Consider the following 21,395-nt stretch of genomic DNA (forward strand, 5'->3'; position numbering starts at 1 on the left):
GGAGCGCCGGGGCCAGTCCGGCCCCTGGCCCGACCCGGTGCTGCCGCCCCGCTCGACGGCCCCCCGGGCCGGTGACCCGGCGACGCCCGGCACCCGGCCGAAGCCACCGGCCGCGCCGCCCGCCTGGCCCGGCCCCGCCGCGAACCGCCCCCCGGCCCACGCCCCCGAGTTCCCCGGCAGGCCCGCGACCGGCACGCCTGAGCGACCCGGTCCCGCCCGGCCACCCGCGGCGAACGGGCCGGGCCCCCGGCCGACGCCCGGTGCCGGCCCGTTCCCCGGGCCGACCCGCGACCCGCACGCCCCACCCGCCGCCGGCCCGGTGCGACAGCCCGGCCCGTCCGCGGCCGGCCTCGGGCGCGGACCCGGTTCCCGGGCCGCCGACGGACCGGGCCTCCCGCCGGACCGGTCCACCGCCGGGCCGGGACGCGAGCCCGATCCGCGAGTCGTCGCGCCGGGACGCGAGACCGGCCCGCGAGCCACCACGCCACCACGGGAGCCCGCCCCGCGGGCCGGTACCCGCCCCCCGCTGCGCCCGGCCACCGAGCCGGCCGCCGGGGGCCCCGCCCGCCCGCCCGCCGACCGGTCCGGTCCCCCGCCACCTGGAAGGCCCGCCGACCAGGCCGCGCCGGAGCCGTACGGGTGGCCGGCCGGGGAGCGTTCCGAGTTCGGTTCCGCGAGCCGCCCGGGGTCCGCCGAGTCCCCCACCGCCTTCCTCCCATTGATCGACGGACGCTCGGCCGGCAGCGCCGGGGCGGCAGCGCCCCGAGGCGGCTACCCCGGGCCGATGCAGCCAGGCACCGGCGACCGCCCGGGTCCCCGGCCCCCGGAGGCCGCCGACGGCTCCGGGCCGTCGTCGGCCGGGCCCGGCCCCCGCTCCGGGCCGGCCGCGTCCGGCCCCGCCGACCGCACCGGGCCGCACCCGTCCGGTCCCGGCCTCCGCTCCGGGTCCGCGTTGTTCGGTTCCGACCAGCGGGCGGTCCCGCCGGATGGCGGGGACCACCTCGCCGACCCGGCCGCCACCGCGCTCATCCCGGCGGTGCCCGGCCGGCCGCCGGCCCCCGGCCCGGCCCTGGACTCGACCGCGCTGATGGGTGCCGTGCCCCGCATGCCGGAGGGCGACGACCCGGCCGACGCCGAGCCGGCCGAGCCGCCCCGGCCCCGCCGCGGCGAGCGGGTGGTCCAGCTCCGGGCCGAGCAGACCAGGGAGGGCTACAGGAGCGTCTACTCCGAGCTGACCCGGCCGTCCGTCTGGACCCGGCTGCGCACCGGGCTACGGGTGTCCGGCGAGGTGCTGATCACCTTCGGCCTGGTGGTGCTCCTCTTCGCCGGGTACGAGGTGTGGGGCAAGTCGGCCATCGTCGACGCCCACCAGAACGACCTCAACCGCCAGCTCGCCCAGGCCTGGGGTCCCAGCGGCGACCCCACCGTGGCCCCCACCGCCACCGCCACCGCCACCGCGAAACAGAAGCCGCCGGTGCACGGCAAGCCCCTCGCCGGGCTCTACATTCCGAAGCTGGACAAGAACTGGGTGGTGGTCCAGGGCGTCACCCAGGAGGACATCCGGTACGCCCCCGGCCACTACCCGGACAGCGCGATGCCGGGTGAGTTGGGAAACTTCTCCGTCGCCGGCCACCGCAACCGGGCCACCTTCTGGCGGCTGGACGAGCTGAACAGCGGCGACGCCATCGTGGTCGAGGGCAAGACCGACTGGTACGTCTACAAGGTCTACAAGACCCGGATCGTCAGGCCGAACCAGGTCGAGGTCGTCGCCCCGGTGCCGATGGCGCCCGACGCGAAGCCGACGAAGAAGCTGCTCACCCTCACCACCTGCAACCCGAAGTTCGACAACTACCAGCGCCTGATCATCCACGCCGAGCTGGACCACACCGCGGCCAAGTCGGCGGGCCGGCCGGCGGAGCTGGGGGGCTGACGATGTACGGCTGGATCTGGCGCAGGCTGCCGCTGGGGCTGCCCGGCAAGCTGGTCGGCTCGCTGCTGCTCGCCACCGCCACGGTCGCCCTGCTCTGGTACGTGGTCTTCCCGTGGGCGGAGCCGCTGCTCCCCTTCGACGACGTGCAGGTCACCCAGGACTCGGGCGTGCCGGGCGGCGACTCGGGCGGGGACGGCAACGCCCCGGCCGGCGACGACCACGACCTGCCGTACGACACCGACCAGAACAACACCCCGCCCCCCACCCCGAACAGGTGAGTCGATGCGCGTCCTGGTGATCGACAACTACGACTCGTTCGTCTTCAACCTGGTGCAGTACCTCGGCCAGCTCGGGGTGGACTGCGACGTGCGACGCAACGACGAGATAGACGTCGAGGAGGTGGGCCGGGTCGGCGCGGCCGGCGTCCTGCTCTCCCCGGGGCCGGGCAGCCCGGACCGGGCCGGCATCTGCCTCGACGTCATCCGCCGGTACGCGGGCGAGCTGCCGATCTTCGGCGTCTGCCTGGGCCACCAGGCGATCGGCGAGGCGTTCGGGGCGACCGTGGCCCGCGCCCCCGAGCTGCTGCACGGCAAGACGTCCGAGGTGCGGCACCGCTCGGTGGGGGTGCTGGCCGGGCTGCCGGACCCGTTCACCGCCACCCGGTACCACTCGCTCGCCGTGCTGCCCGAGACGCTGCCCGACGAGCTGGAGGTCACCGGCTGGACGGGCTCCGGCGTGGTGATGGCGATGCGGCACCGGACGCTGCCGATCGAGGGCGTCCAGTTCCACCCGGAGTCGGTGCTCACCGAGGGCGGCCATCTCATGCTGGCCAACTGGCTGGCGGGCTGCGGGCACCCGGAGGCGCTGGAGCGCGCGCCGGAGCTGGCCGCCGAGGTCGACGCCCGGCGCCGCTCGGCCTTCGCCGCCGCCTGACCCCACCCGTTGGCCCGACGTCACGCCGCCCGACGTCAACATCAACTCCAGGTCAATGACCTGGGGTCATCCTCGATACCGGAACGCCCCATGTCATCGACGTCGAGTTGATCAGGCTCGCGGCGGCGAACCCGGCCCCTGATCAGGGCCGGGTTCGGAGGTCACCGCTCGGGGAGGCGGACCGGTGGGGTCGGGAACGGCAGCCCACCGCCGCTGCCCCCCGGCGGGGTCGGGCTGTTGCTGGGCGACGGCGTCCCGGTCGGCTCCGTGGGATCCGGGCTGGGCTCGACGATGTCGACCTCGATCGTCACCGTCCTACCCTTCTCCAACTGCCTGCCCGGTGCGGGGTTCTGGCCGGACACCTTGCCGGCCTGGTCGGCCGGCACCTCGTCGCCGTCGACGACCTTGTACTTGTAGCCAGCCCGCTCCAGCTCCCGCTTCGCGTCCTCCACCGACGAGCCGACGACGTTCGGCACCTGGCGGATGTTGCCCTTGGAGACCGTCACCGTCACCTCGGCCCCCTCGGCGACCATGGTTCCGGACGGCGGGTCGACCTTCGTCACCTCCCCCTCGGGCGCGGCGTTGTCGACCTCCTTCTTGATCACCACGAGTTTCAGCCCGTCAAGCTGCTTTTCGACGTTCTTGAACGGGGAGCCGACCAGGGCGGTCGGGATCGGCACCTCCGGCTTGCCGCCGCAGAGCTGGATGGTGACCCCCTGGCCCTTCTCCAGCTCGGTGCGCGCCGGCGGCTCCTGCTTGACGACCGTGTCCTTCTTGCAGGTGCTGTCGAAGACCGGGTCGCCGACGGCGGGAACCAGGCCCGCTCCCTCGATCGCGGCCACTGCGGCGTCCTTGGTCTGCCCCGCCACGTCGGGGGTGCCGACCTTCTCGGGGCCGCCCTGGTTCAGCAGGATGGCGGCGACCAGGGCGATCACGGCGAGCACGCCGAGCGCCGCGAAGGTGGCGATCACCCAGGAGGACGCCTTGCGCCGCCGGGGGTCGCCGACCCGGGCCGGCGGCTGCTGCCGGGTGGCCGCGCCGCCGACGACCTGGGTCGGGTATCCCGAACCGGCGGCCGCCATCGGGGTGGTCTCGGCCTCCTGCATCACGGGGGTGGCCAGTACCGGCCGGCCGGCCGCCGCCCGGAGCAGGTCGGCCCGCATCTCGCCGGCGCTCTGGTACCGGTTGAGCGGGTTCTTCGACAGCGCCTTCAGCACGATCGCGTCGACTGCGGGGTTGACGTCCGGGTTGATGTCGCTCGGGGTCGGCGGGGCCTCCCGGACGTGCTGGTACGCCACGCTGACCGGGCTGTCCCCGACGAACGGCGGGTGGCCGCAGACCAGCTCGAAGAGCACACAGCCGGCCGCGTACACGTCGGAGCGGGCGTCGACGGCCTCGCCGCGCGCCTGCTCGGGCGAGAGGTACTGCGCCGTGCCGATGACCGCGCTGGTCTGGGTCATCGTCGTGGCGCCGGAGGCCAGGGCCCGGGCGATGCCGAAGTCCATCACCTTGACCTGGCCGGTCTGGGTGAGCATCACGTTGCCGGGCTTGATGTCCCGGTGGATGATCCCGTGCCGGTGGCTGAACTCCAGCGCGGCGCACATGTCGGCGCAGATTTCCAGCGCCCGGCGCGGCTGGAGGCGCCCCTCGACGCCCAGCACCTCCTTGAGGGTCCGCCCGTTGACGAACTCCATCACGATGAACGGCAGCGTCTCGCCGGTCGGCCCGGTCTCCTCGCCGGTGTCGTACACGGCGACGATCGCGGGGTGGTTGAGCGAGGCGGCGTTCTGCGCCTCCCGACGGAACCGCATCTGGAACGTCGCATCCCGGGCCAGGTCGGCCCGGAGCATCTTGATCGCGACATCCCGACCGAGCCGGAGGTCGCGGCCGCGGTGCACCTCGGCCATGCCGCCGTAGCCGAGCAGCTCGCCGACCTGGTACCTGCCACCGAGCAGGCGGGCCTGCGCTGTCATCGCGTCTGTCGTCCTTCGCTCGTCGTCGGCCCGCCGCCACTCGGCAGGAGCCGTTGCACCCGACGGTACGGCGTCCGGGAGGATTCGTCGCCCTCGCCGACCGCCAGCGCGCCGGAGGTCACGGCCCGAGTGCCGAGGACGCCGGGATCTCCGGCCGCCGCGTTCTTCCGGAAGTTGTAGGAAATCACGCCGGAGCAGAGCAGGACCAGCACGGCCAGCACGACGACCAGCAGGATCGCCCCTGACCGGGACTGTTGTGGCGGAGCCGGCGGCGGGCCGGCCTGCTGGACGTACCCGACCGGGCCGGCCTGCCGGACCGGGGCCGGTGGCACGGTCGCGGCGCCGCGCGGGTAGGCCGGCGGGCTGGCGACCGGCGGGCGGGAGACGACCGCCGGGGGCTGCGCCTGCTGGTGCACGACCGGCGGGCGCGGCTGGTGGACGACCGGCGGCCGGGGTGCGGCGACCGGTGGCCGGGACTGCGGCGGCGCGGACGTCGGGACCGGCCGCTGCGCCACCACGGGCGGGCGGGGCGGCTGGCGCGGGCCGGGGGGCACCTGGGCGCGGGCCTGCGGGGCCGCCGGGGACGCCGGCGCGGCGGAGATCTGGCCGAGCTGCCCGGCGGTGCGGGGCTGCTGGCCGAGCGCGAGCTTCGCCTGCCGGGCCACCCCGGCCAGGGCGGCGGCGCTGGGCCAGCGGGCTGTCGGGTCCTTGGCCATCGCCCGTTCGACGATCGCCCGGACCGGCGGCGGGATGTCGCCGGGCAGCGGCCGGGGGGCATCCCGGACGTGCCTCATGGCGATCTCAAGCGGGTTGTCCCCCTCGAACGGCCGCCGTCCGGCGAGGCACTGGTACGCGACCACGCCGAGGGCGTACACGTCGGAGGCGGGCGTGGCCACCGCGCCGGTGGCCTGCTCGGGGGAGATGTACGAGGCGGTGCCGAGCACCGAGCCGGCCGCGGTGAGCTGGCCGACCAGCTCGGAGCGGGCGATGCCGAAGTCGGTCAGCACCAGCGTCCCGTTCGGCCGGACGAGCAGGTTGCCCGGCTTCACGTCGCGGTGCACGATGCCCTTGCAGTGCGCCGCGTGCAGCGCGTCGGCGGCCTGGGCGAGCAGCGCCATGGTGCGGGCCGGGGTGAGCCGGCCGACCCGGCTGAGCGTGGCGGATAGCGCGTCGCCCTCGATGTACTCCATCACCAGGAAGGCGATGTGCTGGTCGCTGCCGAAGTCGTAGACGTCGACCACGCCGGGATGGTTGATGGTGGCCATGGTGCGCGCCTCGCCGCGGAACCGCTCGGCGAAGCCCGGCTCGTCCAGCAGCGCCGGGAGCAGGCTCTTCACCGCGACCGTCCGGCCCAGCACCTGGTCCGTGCCGCGCCACACGTCGCCCATGCCGCCGCTGGCGATCCGCTCGTCGAGGCGGTAGCGGTTGCCGAGCTGGACGCCGGGGCCGAGCATGTCAGCGGCCCCCGGAGTCGGCGATCGCCGCCTGCATGACCTTGCCGGCGATCCGGGCCGCCTCGGCGCTGCCGCCGCTGCCCGCCTCCTCCAGCACGACGCAGACCGCGGAGACCGGCGTGCCGTTCTTGTCGAGGGCGAAGCCGATGAACCAGCCGTGGTCGGGGGTCTGCGGGCCGGACTGGGCGGTGCCGGTCTTGCCGCCGACCGTGTAGCCGTTGATCTTCGCGTTGCGGCCGGTGCCGTTCTCCACCACGCTGACCATCATGTCGCGCAGGTCCGACGCGACCTGGCCGCTGACCGGCTTGCGCAGCTCCCGTGGCTTGGCGGTGTAGTAGCTGGTGGTGCGGTCCGGGGCGAGCAACTGCCGGACCAGGTACGGGCGCATCTGGCTGCCGCCGTTGGCCACCGCCCCGGCGATCATCGCCCCCTCCAGCGGGGTCATCTTGACGTCGCGCTGGCCGATGGAGGACTGGGCCAGGGCGGCCGGGTCCGTGGCGCCGTCGGGGCCCTGCATCGCCCCGGTGCGGCTGGCCGCCGTCGGCAGCCCGTCCTCGCCGAGCTGGCCGACCGTGAGGCCCTCCTGCTCGAAGCCGAACTGGCGGGCCTTCTCCTTCACCTTGTCGGCGCCGAGCCTGACGCCGAGCTGGGCGAATCCGGTGTTGCAGGACTCGGTGACCGCGTCGAGGAGGGTGACCTGGTCCTCGGGGCAGATCGACGGCACGGCGTTGCGGATCGGGGTGCCCGAGGTCGGCGGGGTCCAGCTGGAGCCGGCCGGGATCGGGGTGTTCTTGCCGACGCCGTTCTCCAGGGCTGCGGCGGCCACCACGATCTTGAAGGTGGACCCGGGAGGCAGCACCTCCGACAGCGCCCGGTTCTTCAGCGGGCCGTCCGGGGCCTTGTCCAGCTTGTTGTACGCCGCCGTCGCCTCGTTGCTGTCGTGGCTGGCCAACGGGTTCGGATTGAAGCTGGGCATGGAGACCAGCGCCTGCACCGCACCGGTACGCGGGTCGAACGCGATCGCCGCGCCCTTCTTCGCCCCGACGTCGTTTTTGGCCAGCCCGTTGTACGCCGCGTCCTGGGCCCGCTTGGAGAGGGTGAGCAGCACGTTGCCGCCACCGGTCTCGTCGCCGGTGAACATGTCCTTGATCCGGTTGGCGATCAGCGCGTCGCTGGTGCCGGCGAGGAAGTCGTTCTCCACCCGCTCGATGCCGGTGTCGCCGAGGTTGACCGGCTTGTAGCCGAGGACGTGCGCGTACTTCTCCCCACCGGGGTAGGTGCGCAGGAAGCGCAGCTTGCCGCTGGTCTGCTTGCTGGTGGCCAGGGCGGTGCCGCCGGCCTCGATGTTGCCGCGCTTGCGCTCGTACTCGGCCACCTGGACCCGGCCGTTGTAGTCGCTGTTGCGGTACTCGTCGGCCTTGTATGCCTGGATCCAGTTCAGGTTCGCGAAGAGCAGACCGAACAGGACCATCGCGACGACGCCGACACGGCGCAGGGGTGCGTTCACGGCCGGATCACCTCCGTGGGGGCACCGTGCAGCTGCTCGGGCGGGCCGCCCCCGGGTCGGGCCGCGGAGCCGCCGACCCCGGTCACCGGACGGCGCGCGCCGTCGGAGACCCGCAGCAGCACCGCGATGAGCAGCCAGTTCGCCATCAGCGACGAGCCACCGGCGGACAGGAACGGGGTGGTCTGACCCGTCAGCGGGATCAGCTTGCTGATCCCGCCCACGATCACGAACACCTGGAGGCCGAGGGTGAAGGCGAGGCCACCGGCGAGCAGCTTGCCGAACGAGTCCCGCACGGCCAGCGCGGCCCGCAGCCCCCGCTCCACGATCAGCAGGTAGACCACCAGCAGCGCGGAGAGCCCGAACAGGCCGATCTCCTCGCCGATGCCGGCGAAGATGAAGTCGTTCTGCACTTCTGGAATCTCCAGCGGCTGCCCGCCGCCCGGCCCGGCGCCGAACAGGCCGCCGCTGCCGAGCGCCAGCAGGCCCTGCACCAACTGGTAGCCGTCCTCGTACGGATCGGCGAACGGGTCCAGCCAGATCTCGGCGCGCAGGTGGAAGTTCGCGAACGGCCCGCCGATCACGCCGCCCAGCACGTACGCCAGGTACGCCCCGCCGAAGAACAGGATCAGGCCGATGAGCAGCCAGCTCACCCGTTCGGTGGCGATGTAGAGGGTCACCACGAACATGCCGAAGTAGAGCAGCGAGGTGCCCAGGTCCTTCTCGAACACGAGGACCAGCACGCTCAGCACCCACACCGCGAGCACCGGGCCCAGGTCCCGCCCGCGCGGGAAGTCGATCCCGAGCACCCGGTGGCTGGCCAGCGACAGCACCTCGCGCTTGCGCACCAGGTAGTAGGCGAAGAAGACGAGCAGCGCCAGCTTCGCGAACTCACCCGGCTGGATGCTGAAGCCGCCGATGCGGATCCACAGCTTCGCGCCGTAGATCTCGGAGTACTTCGCCGGCAGCACCGCCGGGATCATCACCAGCACGATGCCGGCGAGGCCCAGGGTGTACGCGTACCGGGAGACCGAGCGGTGGTCGCGCATCAGCGCCAGCAGCGCGGCGGCGAGGACCACCGAGGCGAGCGTCCAGGCGAACTGCCGCCCTCCGTTGCCGGCGAAGATCGCCAGGGTCTCCCGCTCCTCCGGAGCGGCCCGGGCCAGGTCGAGCCGGCGCAGGAAGCCCACGCCGATCCCGTTGAGCAGGGCGACCGCCGGTAGGAGGGCCGGGTCCGCGAACGGCGCGAGGAACCGGATGACCACGTGCAGGGCGAGGAAGACGGCCGCCAGGACGGCGGTCGGGACCCAGAAGTCCGGGGTGACCGTGTCGAGCACGGTCGCCTCCACCGTCGCGCCGTACGCGGCCACGATCACCAGGGCCAGCAGCAGCAGGGACAGTTCGGCGTTGCGCCGCGACCTGGCCAGGCGTACGCCGGGCTGCTCGCCCGTCGTGGCGGGCGAGGCTGCCGGTGCGGCCGCTGCGGTCACGGATGGTCCTCGGGCTTTCTCAGCCGACGCTCACTCGGGCGACCGGCAGCCGGCGGGGTCGGCCGGCGGGACCGTGTCGGAGGGCGGCGCGTCGGGTGTGGTGGTGGGCGCGGGGGTCGACGTGGCGGCGGGTTCGCCGCTGGCGACCGCGGTACGGCTCGTCCCGGGGGTGGCCGCGGGGGTGGTGGGCGTCGGGGTCGCCGGATCCGGGGTGGCCGGGTCCGGCGTCGCCGTCGGCCCGGCCGGGCAGATCGGCTTCAGGTTCGGGTTGGCCGGGTCGTCGCTGGTCAGCTCGGCCAGCCGGCGCTCGGCGTCCGGCTCGCTCTTGGCCGGGATGCCCTGCTTGACCTGCTCCTGCGCCGCCAGGGTGAGATCGTCCAGGCGGGCGGGGCTGGTGGAGTGCACGGCCGAGAGGTCCAGGCCGGCGATCTGCCCCTGGACGCCCCGGAACACGGCCACCTGGCCCTGCTCGGTGGCGCCGACGTAGTACTGCCGCTGGGTGTAGCTCCAGCCGGCGAAGAACACGCCGCCGAGGATGACCACGAGGCCGAGCAGCATCGCGGTGGTCCGCAGCGGGCGGCGCTTCGGGCGGTCGTCGTCGTCCTCGGCCGGTTCCTCGGGGGCGGGCGGCCGGGGCGCGGACAGCGCCGAGGCGCGCGCGGCGGGGGTGGAGACGTCGGCGGAGGTGGCCATGCCCCGGTCACGGGCGGCGGCGCCGCCGACGATCGGGCTCGCCTCGACGATGTCCTGGTCGGTGGCGTCGGCGATGATCACCGTGATGTTGTCCGGGCCGCCGCCGCGCAGCGCGAGCTGCACCAGCCGCTCGACGCACTGCTGCGGGTCGGCGTACTCGCGCAGGGTGTCGGCGATGGTCTCCGCGCTGACGACGCCGGACAGGCCGTCGCTACAGATCAGGTAGCGGTCGCCGGGCAGCACCTGCCGGACGCTGTACTCCGGGTCGATGTCGCGGCCGTCGAGCGCCCGGGTGAGCAGCGAACGCTGGGGGTGGCTGCTCGCCTCCTCGGCGCTGATCCGGCCCTCGTCGACGAGCATCTGGACGTACGTGTCGTCCTTGGTGATCTGCGCGAACTCGCCGTTGCGCAGGAGATAGGCCCGCGAGTCACCGATGTGGACCATCCCCAGCTTGGTGCCGGAGAAGAGGGTCGCGGTCAGCGTGGTGCCCATCCCCTCCAGCTGCGGGTTGGCGTCCACGGTGTCGCGGAGCTGCTGGTTGGCGGTGCCCACGGCCGAGCGCAACGCGTCGACCAGGGCGTCACCGGGGACGTCCTGGTCGAGCGGCTCCATGGCACCGATGACGATGTTGCTGGCGACGTCACCGGCGGCCATGCCGCCCATGCCGTCGGCGACGGCGAGAAGCCGCGGCCCGGCGTAGACGGAATCCTGGTTACCGTCTCGGATCAGACCGCGGTCGCTGTGGGCCGCATAGCGCAGGGTCAGAGTCATGGCCGTAATTCGAGAGAGGTGCGGCCGATACGGATCGGCACGCCGAGGGGGACGGGGGTTGGTCCGGTGACCTTAGCGCGATCCAGGTAGGTGCCGTTAGTCGATCCGAGGTCCTCGACGAACCACTGCCCGTCACGCGGCACGAGTCGGGCGTGTCGCGCGGAGGCGTAGTCGTCGGTGATGACCAGGGTCGAATCCTCGGCCCGACCGATGGTGATCTGCGCTTCGCCCAGGGTGATCCGGGTGCCGGCGAGCTGGCCGGCGGTCACCACCAGCTGGTGCGCGGCCCGGCCCCGCTTCACCTTCGCCGGCTTGGCCTGCGGCTGCCCGGTCGAGGCCCCCACCGCCCGTGGCGCGGCCACCAGCCGACCCGAACGGGCACCCGCGAACAGGTCCCGGCGGATGACGCCGACCACCGTGAACACGAAGATCCACAGCAGAATCAGGAACCCGAACCGGGCGACGGTGATGACGAGTTCCGGCAAGGCGGATCAGCCGTCCACGCGGAAGGTCAGGGTGGTGGTGCCGAGCTGGATCATGTCGCCGGGGTTGAGGGCGACGGCGGAGACCCGCTGGCCGTTGACCATGGTGCCGTTGGTCGAGCCGAGATCGGTCAGCACGACCTGGCCACCGTCGAAGTCCAGCCGGGCGTGTCGCCGGGAGATGCCGACGTCCGGCAGGCGCAGGTTGGCCTGGTCGCCGCGGCCGATCACGGTCGAGCCCATCTGGAGAGGGTAGGTGCGGCCGTCGCCGGAGACCAACCGGACGTTGCGCCCGCCGCCGTGCCCCGGCGGCGGGCCGTAGCCGCCGCCCTGGTCGTACGCCGGGTACGCGGGCGGGCCCGCGTCGTAGCCGCCCTGGTCGTAGCCGGGCGCGGAGACCGGGGCGACGTCGCCGCCGGTGTAGACCTCGGCGGTGACCCGGAACATCCCGGTGTCGAGACCCTCGCCGCGCTCGATCTCGACGATCACGTCGCCGTAGACCGTCCAGGCCTGCTCGCCGATGAACTCCGCCTGCGACTGGGCCAGTTCCTGAGCCAGGGCGGCGGCGTACGGCGCCAGCCGGCTGTGGTCGTAGGGCGAGAGATCGATCACGTAGCGGTTGGGCACCAACGTGCGCCCACCGGCCAGGATCGCCTTGTGCGCCTCGGCCTCCCGCTGCATGGCGTTGAGGATCTCCACGGGGTGAACCACCCCTTTGAAGACCTTGGCGAAGGCTCCTTCGACCAGGCCTTCCAGACGCTTCTCGAAGCGTTGCAGCACGCTCACCGGCTCCTCCTCGGTCCCGAGGACATGATGGTATCCGGCCGGCGCGCGCGCAGCTCACACGCCGCTCGGCCGGCTTCTGCCGGCCCGTTCGGAAGGGCCGGTGCCCTCGTGCTACAGTTTCGTCCGCCACGAACGGTAACCGGTCGCGGCGAGGGTCGGAAAGACCGTAGGATGTGCCGGGCCGCTGGCGACAGCGGAACCGGGGCGGGCTACAGTGTTCCCGGTCAGCCACGGGGAAGTGGCGGAATGGCAGACGCGCACGGTTCAGGTCCGTGTGCCCGAAAGGGCGTGGGGGTTCAACTCCCCCCTTCCCCACCAGATCGAGGGCTTCGCAGCGATGCGGGGCCCTTGAGTCGTTTCGGGGTGCCCTGCGTCGCGTCCGGTCGGTGCCGGACGTCACGCTATGCTCCGATCGTTCCCTGCCTCCTATAGACCAGGAGTGGCGTGTGAGTGTCGCGTTGGTGACCGGGTCGGGCGGCCTGATCGGTTCCGAGGCGGTCCGGCACTTCGCCGGCCTCGGTCTCGACGTCGTCGGCATCGACAACGACATGCGGCAGGAGTTCTTCGGCGCCGAGGCGTCGACCGCGTGGAACGTCCGGCGACTGGCCGAGGAGTTGGGCGGGGCGTACTCGCACCACAGCATCGACATCCGGGACCGCGACTCGCTGGCGAAGCTCTTCGGCCGGTACGGCCGCGACATCGCCGTGGTGATCCACACGGCCGCGCAGCCGTCGCACGACTGGGCGGTGCGGGACCCGTTCACCGACTTCGACGTCAACGCCGGCGGCACGCTGAACGTGTTGCAGAACGTCCGCGAGCACTGCGTCGAGGCGCCGGTGATCCACTGCTCCACCAACAAGGTGTACGGCGACCGCCCCAACAGCCTGCCCCTGGTCGAGCTGGAGACCCGGTGGGAGATCGAGCCGGGGCACCCGTACGAGCAGGGCATCCGCGAGGACATGTCGATCGACGCCTGCCTGCACTCGGTCTTCGGCGCGTCGAAGGTGGCCGCCGACGTGATGGTGCAGGAGTACGGCCGCTACTTCGGGATGCGGACCGCCTGCTTCCGGGGCGGCACGCTGACCGGCCCGGCGCACTCCGCCACCGAGCTGCACGGCTTCCTCGGGTACGTGATGCGCGCCAACATGGAGCGCCGGACGTACAAGATCTTCGGTTACCAGGGCAAGCAGGTCCGGGACGCGATCCACAGCTCCGACGTGGTGTCGGCGTTCGAGGTCTTCTTCCGCGACCCGCGCTCGGCGGCCATCTACAACCTCGGCGGCGGACGGCACTCCAACACCTCCAACCGCGAGGCGTTCGCCCTGGCCGAGCAGATCACCGGCCAGGAGATGGTCACCGAGTACGTCGAGGCGAACCGGATCGGCGACCACAAGTGGTGGATCGGCTCGAACGAGGCGTTCCAGGCCGACTACCCGGAGTGGAAGCAGGTGTACGACGTACCGATGATCATGCGGGAGATCTACGAGGCCAACGTGGACAAGTGGGTTCCGGGCGCATGACTGTCGACGGCAAGCGCAACGTTCTCGGCGTGCTGGTCGACGCCACCGACTACGCCACCGCGACCGAGCGGGTGGTGGCCGCGGCGCACGAGCGCCGGCCGCTGGCGCTCACCGCGCTCGCCGTGCACGGCGTGATGACCGGGGTGCTCGACCCGGCGCACAACGCCCGGCTCAACTCGTTCGACGTGGTGACCCCCGACGGGCAGCCGGTGCGCTGGGCACTGAACCTGCTGCACCACGCCGGCCTCACCGACCGGGTCTACGGCCCGTTGCTGACCCTGCACGTGCTGCGCCGGTTCGCCGAGGAGGGCCTGCCGGTCTACCTGTACGGCTCGACCGAGGAGACCCTGGCCCGGCTGATCCCGGCGCTGGAGCGGATGTTCCCGGCGCTGAAGATCGCCGGGGTGGAGCCGTCGAAGTTCCGCGCCGTGCAGCCGGGCGAGGACGTCGAGATCGCCGACCGGATCAGGGCCAGCGGTGCCCGGCTCGTCCTGGTCGGGCTCGGCTGCCCGCGCCAAGAGGTCTTCACGTACGCGATGCGGCCCCTGCTGGACATGCCGCTGATGGCCGTCGGGGCCGCCTTCGACTACCACGCGGGGCTGTTGCGCAACCCGCCGCCGTGGATGCAGCGGGCCGGCCTGGAGTGGTTCTGGCGGCTCGGCCTGGAGCCGAAGCGGCTCTGGCGCCGGTACGTCATCCTCAACCCGGCGTACCTGGGTCGGCTGGCGGCGCAGAAGACCGGTCTGTGGAAGGCGAAGCCACCCGCCCCGGCCACCGAGCGCCCCGCCCCCTTCGCCGTCTGACGCGCGTCCACCTCGCAGCGCCGGTCAACCCGACGTCGGCGTCCCCTACGGGGACGGGTTACGGGGCGAACCCGGGGTCGGCCCGGATTCGGTGGGCGGCGGGCTGGGCAAGGCTGATGCCATGGATGGGCATCTCATCGTTCTGTTGCTGGTTGCCGGCGTGTGGCTGGCCGCGGGGATCCTCGCCGACCGGCTGCCCCGGCTGGACCGCGCCCGCGCGCTGCGTCGGCGTACCGGATGGTTGCTCGCCCTGACCCTGACCGGCCTCGGCCTGACGGCGGCGGTGCTCGCCGCCGGATTGCAGAGCGCCGGCACCGGCACGGTGGACCGGGCCGCCGCCGGGCTCGCACTGGCGGCCACGCCCGCGCTGCTGGTCGGGGCCAGCACCGCCCGGCGGGTCCGCCGGTTGTGGACCGGGGCCGGTGCCCTCGCCACGGCCCCGCACGCCCCGGCCCCGCACGGCCTGCGGGCCGCCGCCGCCCACCCGCTCGTCGGCCTGCCGCTCCAGGTCACCGGCCTGGCCACCATCCCGGGTGTGCTCTCGGCCAGCGGCCTGGACGTCTTCGCGGGGCCCGGCACGACCGGGGCCGGGGTCACCATCGGCGCGCTGGGTGTCGTCGCCATCGGGGTACGACACGCGCTGCGCCACAGCCGGCTGGCCGAGCGGGCATTGCCCCAGCGGCAGCCGGCGTCACCGCGGTCGGCCAGCCCCCTGCACGTATAGCAGCTCCAGGATCGCCCGGGTCGCCTCGAACCAGCGGTCCATCCAGCCGGGCGGGGGCACGCTCCCCTTCGGCGGCAACTCCAGCAGCAGGCCGCGCAGCAGCGGGTGGTCGGCCAGGGGCTCGGCCGACCCGGTCGGCCAACCGGCCGGCGGGAACGACGGCTCGGTGAGCGGGTTCGGGTCCAGCGAGGGCAGCGACAGCGGCGGCCCGGCCTGCTCGGGGGTGGCCGACCCGCCGTCCCGACCAGCGAACTCGGTGTCGGTGGAGACCACCTCGGTCAGCACGGTGTCTCGGCGGGCCCCGCGGTACTTGCCGCCGAACCGCTCCGGCTTGCCCGGACCGTTGGTGAGGTTCTCTGACCCGATCGTCGTCATCGTCTCGCCTGCCTCGCTTGGTTGCCGATCCGTGCGGCGGGTTTGTCGACCAGCGCCGTACCGAGGGGTACAACGACCCGGGGCGGGGCTGGCGACGGGTCGGGGCGGATCCGTACCGCCAACCGCCGATCCGTACCGCAGAGTCGCCGGCTTCCCTTCGGACGCGCGACGGGCGCGGACCGTCCGGCTACGCTGCCGAACGGGCCGCGCCCGTCGTGTCGGGGTCCGGTCCATCAGTCCCGGGCGAAGGTGCCTTCCCTGGTACCGGCGACGAAGGCGTGCCAGTCACCCGGAGCGAAGATCAGGTTGGGCCCACTCTTGTCCTTCGAGTCCCGTACCCCGATTGCTCCGGTCACGTACGCCACCTCGACGCAGTTGTCACAGTTCGGCCCGCTCTTCGAGCTCTTGAACCACGTCGCCCGCGTCAGGTCCCCACGGAACCTCTTGGTCGCCACTTCCACAACGGCTCCTCTGCCAGTTTTGCGATTTGTGCGATGGATTCCTCCGGGCGTGTGGCCGCTGCTCGAATGTGATCGAAGATGAAGCTGTACTTCTGCAGTTCGTCGCTCTTCTCGAGGAAGAGCCCACCCGTGGCGTTCTCCGCGTACACGACATCGGGATCACCCGCTTCGGGGAAGCTGAGGATGGTGAAGGTGCCGTCCATGCCGGCGTGCGCCCCTACCGAGAACGGCAGGATCTGGAGCGTCACGTTCGGCAGCTCCGCCACCTCCACCAGCCGCTTGAGCTGACCACGCATCACCACGTCGCCGCCCACCGGCCGGCTCAGCACCGCCTCATCGAGCACCACCCACAGATCGACCGGATCGTCCTGGGTCAACAACGACTGACGGTCGAGTCGGACACGCACTCTCTGCCGGACCTGATCCACGGTGAAGTCGGGACGGGCGGCCCGGATCATCGCCGAGGCGTACTCCTCGGTCTCCAGCAGGCCCGGCACCACCTGCTGCTCGTAAGCCCGGATGGAGCTCGCTGCCGACTCCAGGCCGACGTACGCCCCGACCAGCACCGTGCTGTACGGGTGCCACCAGCCCTTCTGCCGGGCCTCCCGGGCGATCTGCACCAGTTCGTCGCTCTCGGCGCCGGACACCCCGTAGATCAGCAACATGTCCCGGACGTCGCGGGGGGTGGCGGTGGTGTGGCCGGTCTCGATCCGGGAGATCTTCGACGCGGAGCACTCCAGTTGCTCGGCGACCACCTCGATCGTGATGCCGGCCGCGTCGCGGTGGCGACGCAACTCGGCGCCGAGCCTGCGACGGCGGATGGTGGGGCTGCGTCGCTCGCTCACGGCGTCCCCCCGTGGGCCGCCTGGCCGGACCGATCGCTGCTCGCGCTCACCCGGTTACCTCCGGTCGATCGCGCCGGGGGTCGACGCCCGCCGGGGCGCGACCGTCGGGCGGCGAGCGTTTCGCGGCGGAGGCGTGGTGCCGGTCGTCGGCCGGCCGCGGCGGGCGAAACCGACGTTCAGTGTGCCGCCCCGGGGACGGCGGCATCAAGCGTCTATTTACGCGCGCCGCTCACGTATCGGCAAAAGTCGACATGCAACTTGCATGAAGCACGTCACTGATGCAGTCTGTCCGTAGGGCCAAGGTCACTCACCGTTCCGGTCGGCCACCGGAGAGGGGGGTGCTCCGCCGCGACGGAGCGCTCGGTCGAGGGCCGGGCCCAGGCACCACACGACGGACCTGCCCCGGTTCCAGGCCCCGTCGCCGCACGCCACTGGCTGCGACGGCGGGCGCGACGACCGGGTGCAGTCGGGTGGTGGTCGGGTGACGGCACGCCACCAGCGGGCACGACCCGACCACCACCGCCCCGCTGACCGGTTCACGAGGCACGACCCCGTCACCGGACCCGCGACATCCCCCGAACCACCGCCGGCGCACGCCGGCCGATCCTCTCCAGGAGCCCTCTGTGCTTCCCCGCTCAGGTGACGTAGTGCACGTGACTCGCGCGGCGAGTGTCCAGTTCCTCAGACCGATCATGTTCCGCGTGATCCGGGTGCACGACTGGCCCACGTACCAGGGTTGGGTGTGGCTCGACGGCTACGAGTTGAACGCGACGGGGGAAGCGGTCAACCGGCGGTCGATCTTCGTGCAGGCGGCCGGGCTGCGCCAGCTCCGGACCGCGCCGCAGCCGCCCCGGCAGCACACCGTCCGGCCGCGCCGCCCGGTGGCCCGTACGGCGGTCCGGGTGGGCTGACCCGCCGGAATCGCAGGTCGGGATGCGTGCCGCCGGCATAGGATCGGTACGCCACCCCGGCGAAGTCTCCACCCCGCGCATCCCGGACCCTGAACCTGGGATGGTCATGGTCATTCTGCCCGCCGCGCGGCGACACCACCGCTCCCGTGCCCTCTACGCCTTCGGCCTGCTGGCGCTGCTCGGCGCCGTCACCATCCTCGTGATGGTGGTCCGCTACCCGGCCCTGTCCGCCACCGAGCTGAGCGCTCCGGTCCCGGCCCCCGAGATCACCGTGGTGGACGAGCCCGGTCCCGAGCCGGGCTGGGCCGACCGGGCGGATCAGCCGGCGGGGGCGCAAGCCGCTCCGGCGGGGGCGGTCGGCGTACCGGGCCCCGCCGGCGTGGGAGCCGGCGCCGGAACGGACTCGATCGTCGAGGCCCGCCGGGCCCCGGACGGGGCGGCGGAGCGCCGGAACGACGTGAGCCGCTCACTGTTCTGGTCCGGGGTCCTCGGCCTGGCCATCGCGCTGGCCGGGCTTGGACTGGTCGGGACCAGACGCCGGATGTGGTGAGCACCGGATGTGGTGAGCACCCGGCACGGCGGGGACCCGGTGCCGCCGAGGGCCGGCCCGGCGGCGTCAGGGCGTCGGGCTGGAAGCCCTGGTCGCCGACGGCTCGGCCGCGCTGCTGGCGGGTGTCGGGGCCGCCGCGACCACCAGCGTGACCTCCTCCCCGGCGGGTACCAGCTCGCCGGCACCGGGATCGGTCTCAAGCACCGTGCCGGCCGGCTGGTCGGACTCCCGGGCCTCGACCCGGTGCTCGATGCCGAGCTGGTCCAGGACCAGCTCGGCCGTCGCCCGGGACAGCCCGACCAGCGGCGGCATCGGCACCGCGGGTCGGGTGGTCGACGGCGGGGTGGTGGACGGCGGGGTGGTGGACGGCCCGGCGGTCGTCGCCTCGGTCGTCGGCGCACCGGTCGTCGCCGGGGCGGTGGTCGGCCGCGCCGAGGAAGTGTCCCCGGGACCGGGGGAGTCGTCGGTGGACGCGAGCAGCCAGAGGCCGGCCCCGAGCAGGCCGGCCAGCAGCAGCGCCAGCACGCCGAGCAGGATCGGCGTCCACCAGCGCCGACCGGGCTGGTCCTCGGCGTACCAGTCCTCGCCGGCCGGGTCGCGGTAGTCCGCCGGGCGCGGTGGCGGGACCCCGGCCCGCCCGGACCAGACCGCGGGGCCGGCCGGCGGCTGCCGACCGGTGTCCCCGGACCGGGGCAGCGGCCGGGTCTCGTCGGCGGGTTCCTCGGCTGGCAGCCCACGCGGGGAACCCGGCGGCGGCCGGGTTCCGTCCCCGGAGCGGGGCAGCGGGCGGGTGCGGTCGTCGGCGTCGTCGGCCGACGGCGGGCCCTGGCGGTCGTCGCTCATCGCACGTCCTCTCCCCACCGGGCGGCCTGGCCCTCGGCATCCACGCTAACCGCTGCCGCGCACGCCGGCTCGGATCAGCGCGGCGAGCCGCGGTCACGGGGTCGGTGCCGGCTCCCCGCTCGGCTCCGCCGGCTCCTTGCCACAGGTCAGGGCCACCACGTCGTTCCAGGACGCCGTGCTGTCAGGCTCCGGGTCCTGTGCGGTGACGGTGCCGGTCCGGCCGGTGCGGTAGCGCGGGTAGAGGCCCTCCTCGACCAGGTCGTCGGCCGCGTCGGAGCAGTCGTCGTCGAGCAGGTCCGGGACGCTGACCTCGGGCGCCGGCCCCGCGACGTGCAGCACGACGGTGGTGCCCCGGCGCACGGCCGAGCCGACCGGGGGGTCGGCGTCGCGCACGTTGCGCCCCGACCCGGTGCCGAAGACCAGCCGCCAGCCGAGCCTGCGGTCCCGCAGTTCGTCCCGGGCGTCCTCGAAGTCCGTGCCCACCACCGGCGGGACGGTCAGCCCGCCGGACGGGGCGGGTGCGCTGGTCCGGGGCGCGGGCGAGGTCGTCCGGACGGTCGGCGACGGGCTCTCGGTGGCCGGGGCCGTCGCGCCGGCGTCCGCACTCGGGCCGGACGGGGCGGCGTCCTCGTCGGCCAGCAGCCAGCCGCCGGCCGCGCCGACGGCCGCGAGGAGCGCGACGGCGAGCCCACCGCCGAGCACCCTGGCCATCCGGCCCGACCCGGACCCGCCCGGCTCGCCGGGGTACGTCTCCCGAGCGGTGTTCCCGTCCGTCATCGCGCCCACCACCTCATCACCGGCGACCGTACCGGGCCGCGCCAAGCACCCGGGAGCCCGGTTCTCCGCCACGGCTCGCCGGGCCGACCTCGGGACGTTACGCTCCCCGGCATGGCCAGACGGGGCTGGGGAGCATCGATCGCCACGGCGGTCGGCGTCGCTGCCGGCGCGGGCGCCGCCCAACTGGGCTTCGGCTACGGGCTGGGCATCATCAGCTGGGCGGGGGCGGACGTCGGCGGCGAGGCGTCCTGGGTGGCCAGCCTGGCCTGGTCGACCTGGATCGCGAGCACCTCGACGATCGCCGGCGCGGTCTGCGCCCAGCGGCTGCGGCAGCGCGCCCCGGCACCGGGCGTCCCCGCCCCGCATGCTCCCGCCACCGCCGAGCAGCGACCGGAGGCGGTCGCCGCCCCCGACGCCCCGGCGGCTGGCGGCTCCCCGGACGGGCCGGACCGGGTGGGCACGCCGTCCCCGCCCGAGCCGGTCGGCACGCCCGGGGTGGGCCCGGGCGGCTCCTCCGGCGTGGCCGCTCCCACCCCGGGCCGGGGCGGTTCCGGGCAGGGCGGGGCCGGCGGGCTCGGATCGACGGCCCTGGCGCTCGCCGGGGGGATCGGGGCGCTGGTCACCGTGCTGCTGGTGGCCGTACCGGCCCGGGTGGTGAGCGTCCCGGACGTCTCCGCACCACAGGCCGTGGCCGCCGCGTACGCCGGGGCCGGGGTGCTGATCGGGATGCTGGTGGCCAGGTGGGCGCTGCGCTCACCGGCTGCGGCTGCCGACGTGGTCGCCACCGTCGGCTGGCTCTGGCTGCTCGCGGTGGTCGCCGTGGCGGACGGGGTGTTCTCCGGGCGGGGGCTGACCACCGCCCAACTCGGCATCTGGCAGGTCAGCGCGGACTGGCCAGCCTTCTGGATCCGGGACTGGTTCTACTGGCCCGGCGCGCTTCTGGCGCTCGGCTCGGCACTGCTGATCGGCGCGCTGGCCGCGCGGCGTACCGCCCGGTCGCCGGAGCGCCGACTCGGGGCGGCGGCCTCGGGCGCGGCAGGTCCGCTGCTCGTCGCGCTGGCCTACCTGCTGGCCGTGCCCGGCCTCGCCACGATCGGCCGGGAACAGGTGTCGGCCCACCTCGTCGCACCGTACGCGGTGCTGGCCGGCCTCGCCGGGTCGATGTTGACCGCCGCGCTGGCCCAGCGGACGGCGGCCCGCCGCGCCGGCGTACCGATGCCGCTGGCAGCCCTGCCCGCGTCCGGCGCTGCGGTTCCGGTGCCCCGGCCGCGCTCCGGCGGCACCGACGCCGAGCCGGGACCGCCCGCCGCCGGCCAGGCCGGCCCGGTCACTCCCGACGCCGGGACGGCCACCGGGTCCGGGGCCGGGGAAGCCAGCACCGCCGAGGAAGCCAGCACCGCCGGGGAGACCGGGACCGCCGGGACCGCCCCGGCAGCCGGGACGGGGGCCGGGCGCGCGGTGGAGCCGGGCGCCGGAGACGGCGTACCCGCCGGGGGTGTGGAGGTGGCCGCGGAGCGCCGGCCGCCGACGGCGCCGAAGCCCCGCGGCGGGCGGCGCGCCCGCTGATGCC

General features: G+C 73.9%; 21 protein-coding genes and 1 tRNA gene. 10 read left to right on the forward strand and 12 right to left on the reverse strand.

All coding sequences use genetic code 11. The features are described from left to right. Positions 1–784: 784 nt before the first annotated feature. Genes C5N14_RS33015 through C5N14_RS11400 form a run of 3 tightly spaced genes read left to right on the forward strand, consistent with a single transcriptional unit; the run spans position 785 to position 2,863 of the window. Entirely contained in the window at positions 785–1,930 is a 1,146-nt protein-coding gene (locus C5N14_RS33015) for a class E sortase (protein ID WP_243639452.1), read from the forward strand. Between the two features lie 2 nt (positions 1,931–1,932). Next, positions 1,933–2,208 carry a hypothetical protein gene (locus tag C5N14_RS11395; protein ID WP_117668062.1) on the forward strand — a complete coding sequence of 92 codons (276 nt, stop codon included), beginning with the start codon at positions 1,933–1,935 and terminating at the stop codon, positions 2,206–2,208. Between the two features lie 4 nt (positions 2,209–2,212). Beyond that, on the forward strand, positions 2,213–2,863 hold the full coding sequence (locus tag C5N14_RS11400; protein WP_117668063.1) for an aminodeoxychorismate/anthranilate synthase component II: 651 nt from the start codon (positions 2,213–2,215) through the stop codon (positions 2,861–2,863). Between the two features lie 161 nt (positions 2,864–3,024). On the opposite strand, the gene pknB is transcribed toward C5N14_RS11400, so the two are convergent. Genes pknB through C5N14_RS11435 form a run of 7 tightly spaced genes read right to left on the reverse strand, consistent with a single transcriptional unit; the run spans position 3,025 to position 12,016 of the window. Further along, complete coding sequence (pknB, locus tag C5N14_RS11405) at positions 3,025–4,836, reverse strand: Stk1 family PASTA domain-containing Ser/Thr kinase (RefSeq protein WP_117668064.1); 1,812 nt, start codon at positions 4,834–4,836, stop codon at positions 3,025–3,027. Continuing rightward, complete coding sequence (locus C5N14_RS11410) at positions 4,833–6,290, reverse strand: serine/threonine-protein kinase (protein WP_117668065.1); 1,458 nt, start codon at positions 6,288–6,290, stop codon at positions 4,833–4,835. Before C5N14_RS11410 ends, pknB begins: the two co-directional genes overlap by 4 nt. Position 6,291: 1 nt before the next feature. Continuing rightward, positions 6,292–7,797, reverse strand: coding sequence for a penicillin-binding protein 2 (locus tag C5N14_RS11415; RefSeq protein WP_117668066.1), 1,506 nt, complete (start codon positions 7,795–7,797; stop codon positions 6,292–6,294). Beyond that, positions 7,794–9,284 (reverse strand): FtsW/RodA/SpoVE family cell cycle protein, encoded by a 1,491-nt coding sequence (locus C5N14_RS11420; RefSeq protein WP_117668067.1) that lies wholly within the window; start codon positions 9,282–9,284, stop codon positions 7,794–7,796. Before C5N14_RS11420 ends, C5N14_RS11415 begins: the two co-directional genes overlap by 4 nt. A gap of 30 nt (positions 9,285–9,314) precedes the next feature. Next, on the reverse strand, positions 9,315–10,748 hold the full coding sequence (locus tag C5N14_RS11425) for a PP2C family serine/threonine-protein phosphatase (protein WP_117668068.1): 1,434 nt from the start codon (positions 10,746–10,748) through the stop codon (positions 9,315–9,317). After that, entirely contained in the window at positions 10,745–11,233 is a 489-nt protein-coding gene (locus C5N14_RS11430; RefSeq protein WP_007073875.1) for an FHA domain-containing protein, read from the reverse strand. The genes C5N14_RS11425 and C5N14_RS11430 overlap by 4 nt, the downstream gene beginning before the upstream one ends. A 6-nt stretch (positions 11,234–11,239) precedes the next feature. After that, on the reverse strand, positions 11,240–12,016 hold the full coding sequence (locus C5N14_RS11435; RefSeq protein ID WP_117668069.1) for a DUF3662 and FHA domain-containing protein: 777 nt from the start codon (positions 12,014–12,016) through the stop codon (positions 11,240–11,242). Between the two features lie 232 nt (positions 12,017–12,248). Here C5N14_RS11435 and C5N14_RS11440 point away from each other — a divergent pair. From C5N14_RS11440 to C5N14_RS11455, 4 genes are all read left to right on the forward strand, one after another. Then, positions 12,249–12,334: transfer RNA gene (locus tag C5N14_RS11440), tRNA-Leu, on the forward strand. 128 nt (positions 12,335–12,462) lie between these two features. Continuing rightward, complete coding sequence (locus C5N14_RS11445) at positions 12,463–13,536, forward strand: NAD-dependent epimerase/dehydratase family protein (RefSeq protein WP_117668070.1); 1,074 nt, start codon at positions 12,463–12,465, stop codon at positions 13,534–13,536. Then, positions 13,533–14,339: a WecB/TagA/CpsF family glycosyltransferase gene (locus C5N14_RS11450; RefSeq protein ID WP_117668117.1), complete on the forward strand. Its 807-nt coding sequence runs from the start codon at positions 13,533–13,535 to the stop codon at positions 14,337–14,339. The genes C5N14_RS11445 and C5N14_RS11450 overlap by 4 nt, the downstream gene beginning before the upstream one ends. 121 nt (positions 14,340–14,460) lie before the next feature. Beyond that, the gene (locus tag C5N14_RS11455; RefSeq protein ID WP_117668071.1) at positions 14,461–15,063 is read left to right on the forward strand and encodes a hypothetical protein; all 603 of its coding nucleotides are present in this window, start codon (positions 14,461–14,463) and stop codon (positions 15,061–15,063) included. On the opposite strand, the gene C5N14_RS11460 is transcribed toward C5N14_RS11455, so the two are convergent. The 3 genes from C5N14_RS11460 to C5N14_RS11470 form a co-directional block, all read right to left on the reverse strand. Then, the gene (locus C5N14_RS11460; protein ID WP_117668072.1) at positions 15,031–15,438 is read right to left on the reverse strand and encodes a hypothetical protein; all 408 of its coding nucleotides are present in this window, start codon (positions 15,436–15,438) and stop codon (positions 15,031–15,033) included. The genes C5N14_RS11455 and C5N14_RS11460 overlap by 33 nt on opposite strands. A gap of 233 nt (positions 15,439–15,671) precedes the next feature. Beyond that, positions 15,672–15,893 (reverse strand): DUF397 domain-containing protein, encoded by a 222-nt coding sequence (locus tag C5N14_RS11465; protein ID WP_117668073.1) that lies wholly within the window; start codon positions 15,891–15,893, stop codon positions 15,672–15,674. Continuing rightward, on the reverse strand, positions 15,863–16,744 hold the full coding sequence (locus C5N14_RS11470; protein ID WP_117668074.1) for a helix-turn-helix transcriptional regulator: 882 nt from the start codon (positions 16,742–16,744) through the stop codon (positions 15,863–15,865). The genes C5N14_RS11465 and C5N14_RS11470 overlap by 31 nt, the downstream gene beginning before the upstream one ends. 623 nt (positions 16,745–17,367) lie before the next feature. Here C5N14_RS11470 and C5N14_RS11475 point away from each other — a divergent pair. After that, the gene (locus C5N14_RS11475; protein WP_117668075.1) at positions 17,368–17,655 is read left to right on the forward strand and encodes a hypothetical protein; all 288 of its coding nucleotides are present in this window, start codon (positions 17,368–17,370) and stop codon (positions 17,653–17,655) included. Between the two features lie 100 nt (positions 17,656–17,755). Beyond that, positions 17,756–18,205: a hypothetical protein gene (locus C5N14_RS11480; RefSeq protein WP_117668076.1), complete on the forward strand. Its 450-nt coding sequence runs from the start codon at positions 17,756–17,758 to the stop codon at positions 18,203–18,205. A 66-nt stretch (positions 18,206–18,271) separates the two neighbouring features. Here C5N14_RS11480 and C5N14_RS11485 read toward each other — a convergent pair whose 3' ends face one another. Together C5N14_RS11485 and C5N14_RS11490 are read right to left on the reverse strand one after the other, a co-directional pair. Then, positions 18,272–19,048, reverse strand: coding sequence for a PASTA domain-containing protein (locus C5N14_RS11485; protein ID WP_117668077.1), 777 nt, complete (start codon positions 19,046–19,048; stop codon positions 18,272–18,274). A gap of 93 nt (positions 19,049–19,141) precedes the next feature. Beyond that, on the reverse strand, positions 19,142–19,825 hold the full coding sequence (locus C5N14_RS11490) for a PASTA domain-containing protein (protein ID WP_117668118.1): 684 nt from the start codon (positions 19,823–19,825) through the stop codon (positions 19,142–19,144). 111 nt (positions 19,826–19,936) lie between these two features. Here C5N14_RS11490 and C5N14_RS11495 point away from each other — a divergent pair, with 111 nt between their 5' ends. After that, on the forward strand, positions 19,937–21,391 hold the full coding sequence (locus C5N14_RS11495) for a hypothetical protein (RefSeq protein WP_243639454.1): 1,455 nt from the start codon (positions 19,937–19,939) through the stop codon (positions 21,389–21,391). Positions 21,392–21,395: the final 4 nt, after the last annotated feature.

The organism is Micromonospora sp. MW-13 (assembly GCF_003434305.1).
Taxonomy (GTDB): Bacteria; Actinomycetota; Actinomycetes; order Mycobacteriales; family Micromonosporaceae; genus Micromonospora.

Bases quoted from the DNA above. Each gene is read 5' to 3' on its own strand.
- C5N14_RS11495 (WP_243639454.1), top strand. From the start codon at position 19,937: ATGGCCAGACGGGGCTGGGGAGCATCGATCGCCACGGCGGTCGGCGTC.
- C5N14_RS11425 (WP_117668068.1), bottom strand. From the start codon at position 10,748: ATGACTCTGACCCTGCGCTATGCGGCCCACAGCGACCGCGGTCTGATC.
- C5N14_RS11480 (WP_117668076.1), top strand. From the start codon at position 17,756: ATGGTCATGGTCATTCTGCCCGCCGCGCGGCGACACCACCGCTCCCGT.
- C5N14_RS11410 (WP_117668065.1), bottom strand. From the start codon at position 6,290: ATGCTCGGCCCCGGCGTCCAGCTCGGCAACCGCTACCGCCTCGACGAG.
- C5N14_RS11395 (WP_117668062.1), top strand. From the start codon at position 1,933: ATGTACGGCTGGATCTGGCGCAGGCTGCCGCTGGGGCTGCCCGGCAAG.
- C5N14_RS11450 (WP_117668117.1), top strand. From the start codon at position 13,533: ATGACTGTCGACGGCAAGCGCAACGTTCTCGGCGTGCTGGTCGACGCC.
- C5N14_RS11400 (WP_117668063.1), top strand. From the start codon at position 2,213: ATGCGCGTCCTGGTGATCGACAACTACGACTCGTTCGTCTTCAACCTG.
- C5N14_RS11490 (WP_117668118.1), bottom strand. From the start codon at position 19,825: ATGACGGACGGGAACACCGCTCGGGAGACGTACCCCGGCGAGCCGGGC.
- C5N14_RS11460 (WP_117668072.1), bottom strand. From the start codon at position 15,438: ATGACGACGATCGGGTCAGAGAACCTCACCAACGGTCCGGGCAAGCCG.
- C5N14_RS11485 (WP_117668077.1), bottom strand. From the start codon at position 19,048: ATGAGCGACGACCGCCAGGGCCCGCCGTCGGCCGACGACGCCGACGAC.
- pknB (WP_117668064.1), bottom strand. From the start codon at position 4,836: ATGACAGCGCAGGCCCGCCTGCTCGGTGGCAGGTACCAGGTCGGCGAG.
- C5N14_RS11455 (WP_117668071.1), top strand. From the start codon at position 14,461: ATGGATGGGCATCTCATCGTTCTGTTGCTGGTTGCCGGCGTGTGGCTG.
- C5N14_RS33015 (WP_243639452.1), top strand. From the start codon at position 785: ATGCAGCCAGGCACCGGCGACCGCCCGGGTCCCCGGCCCCCGGAGGCC.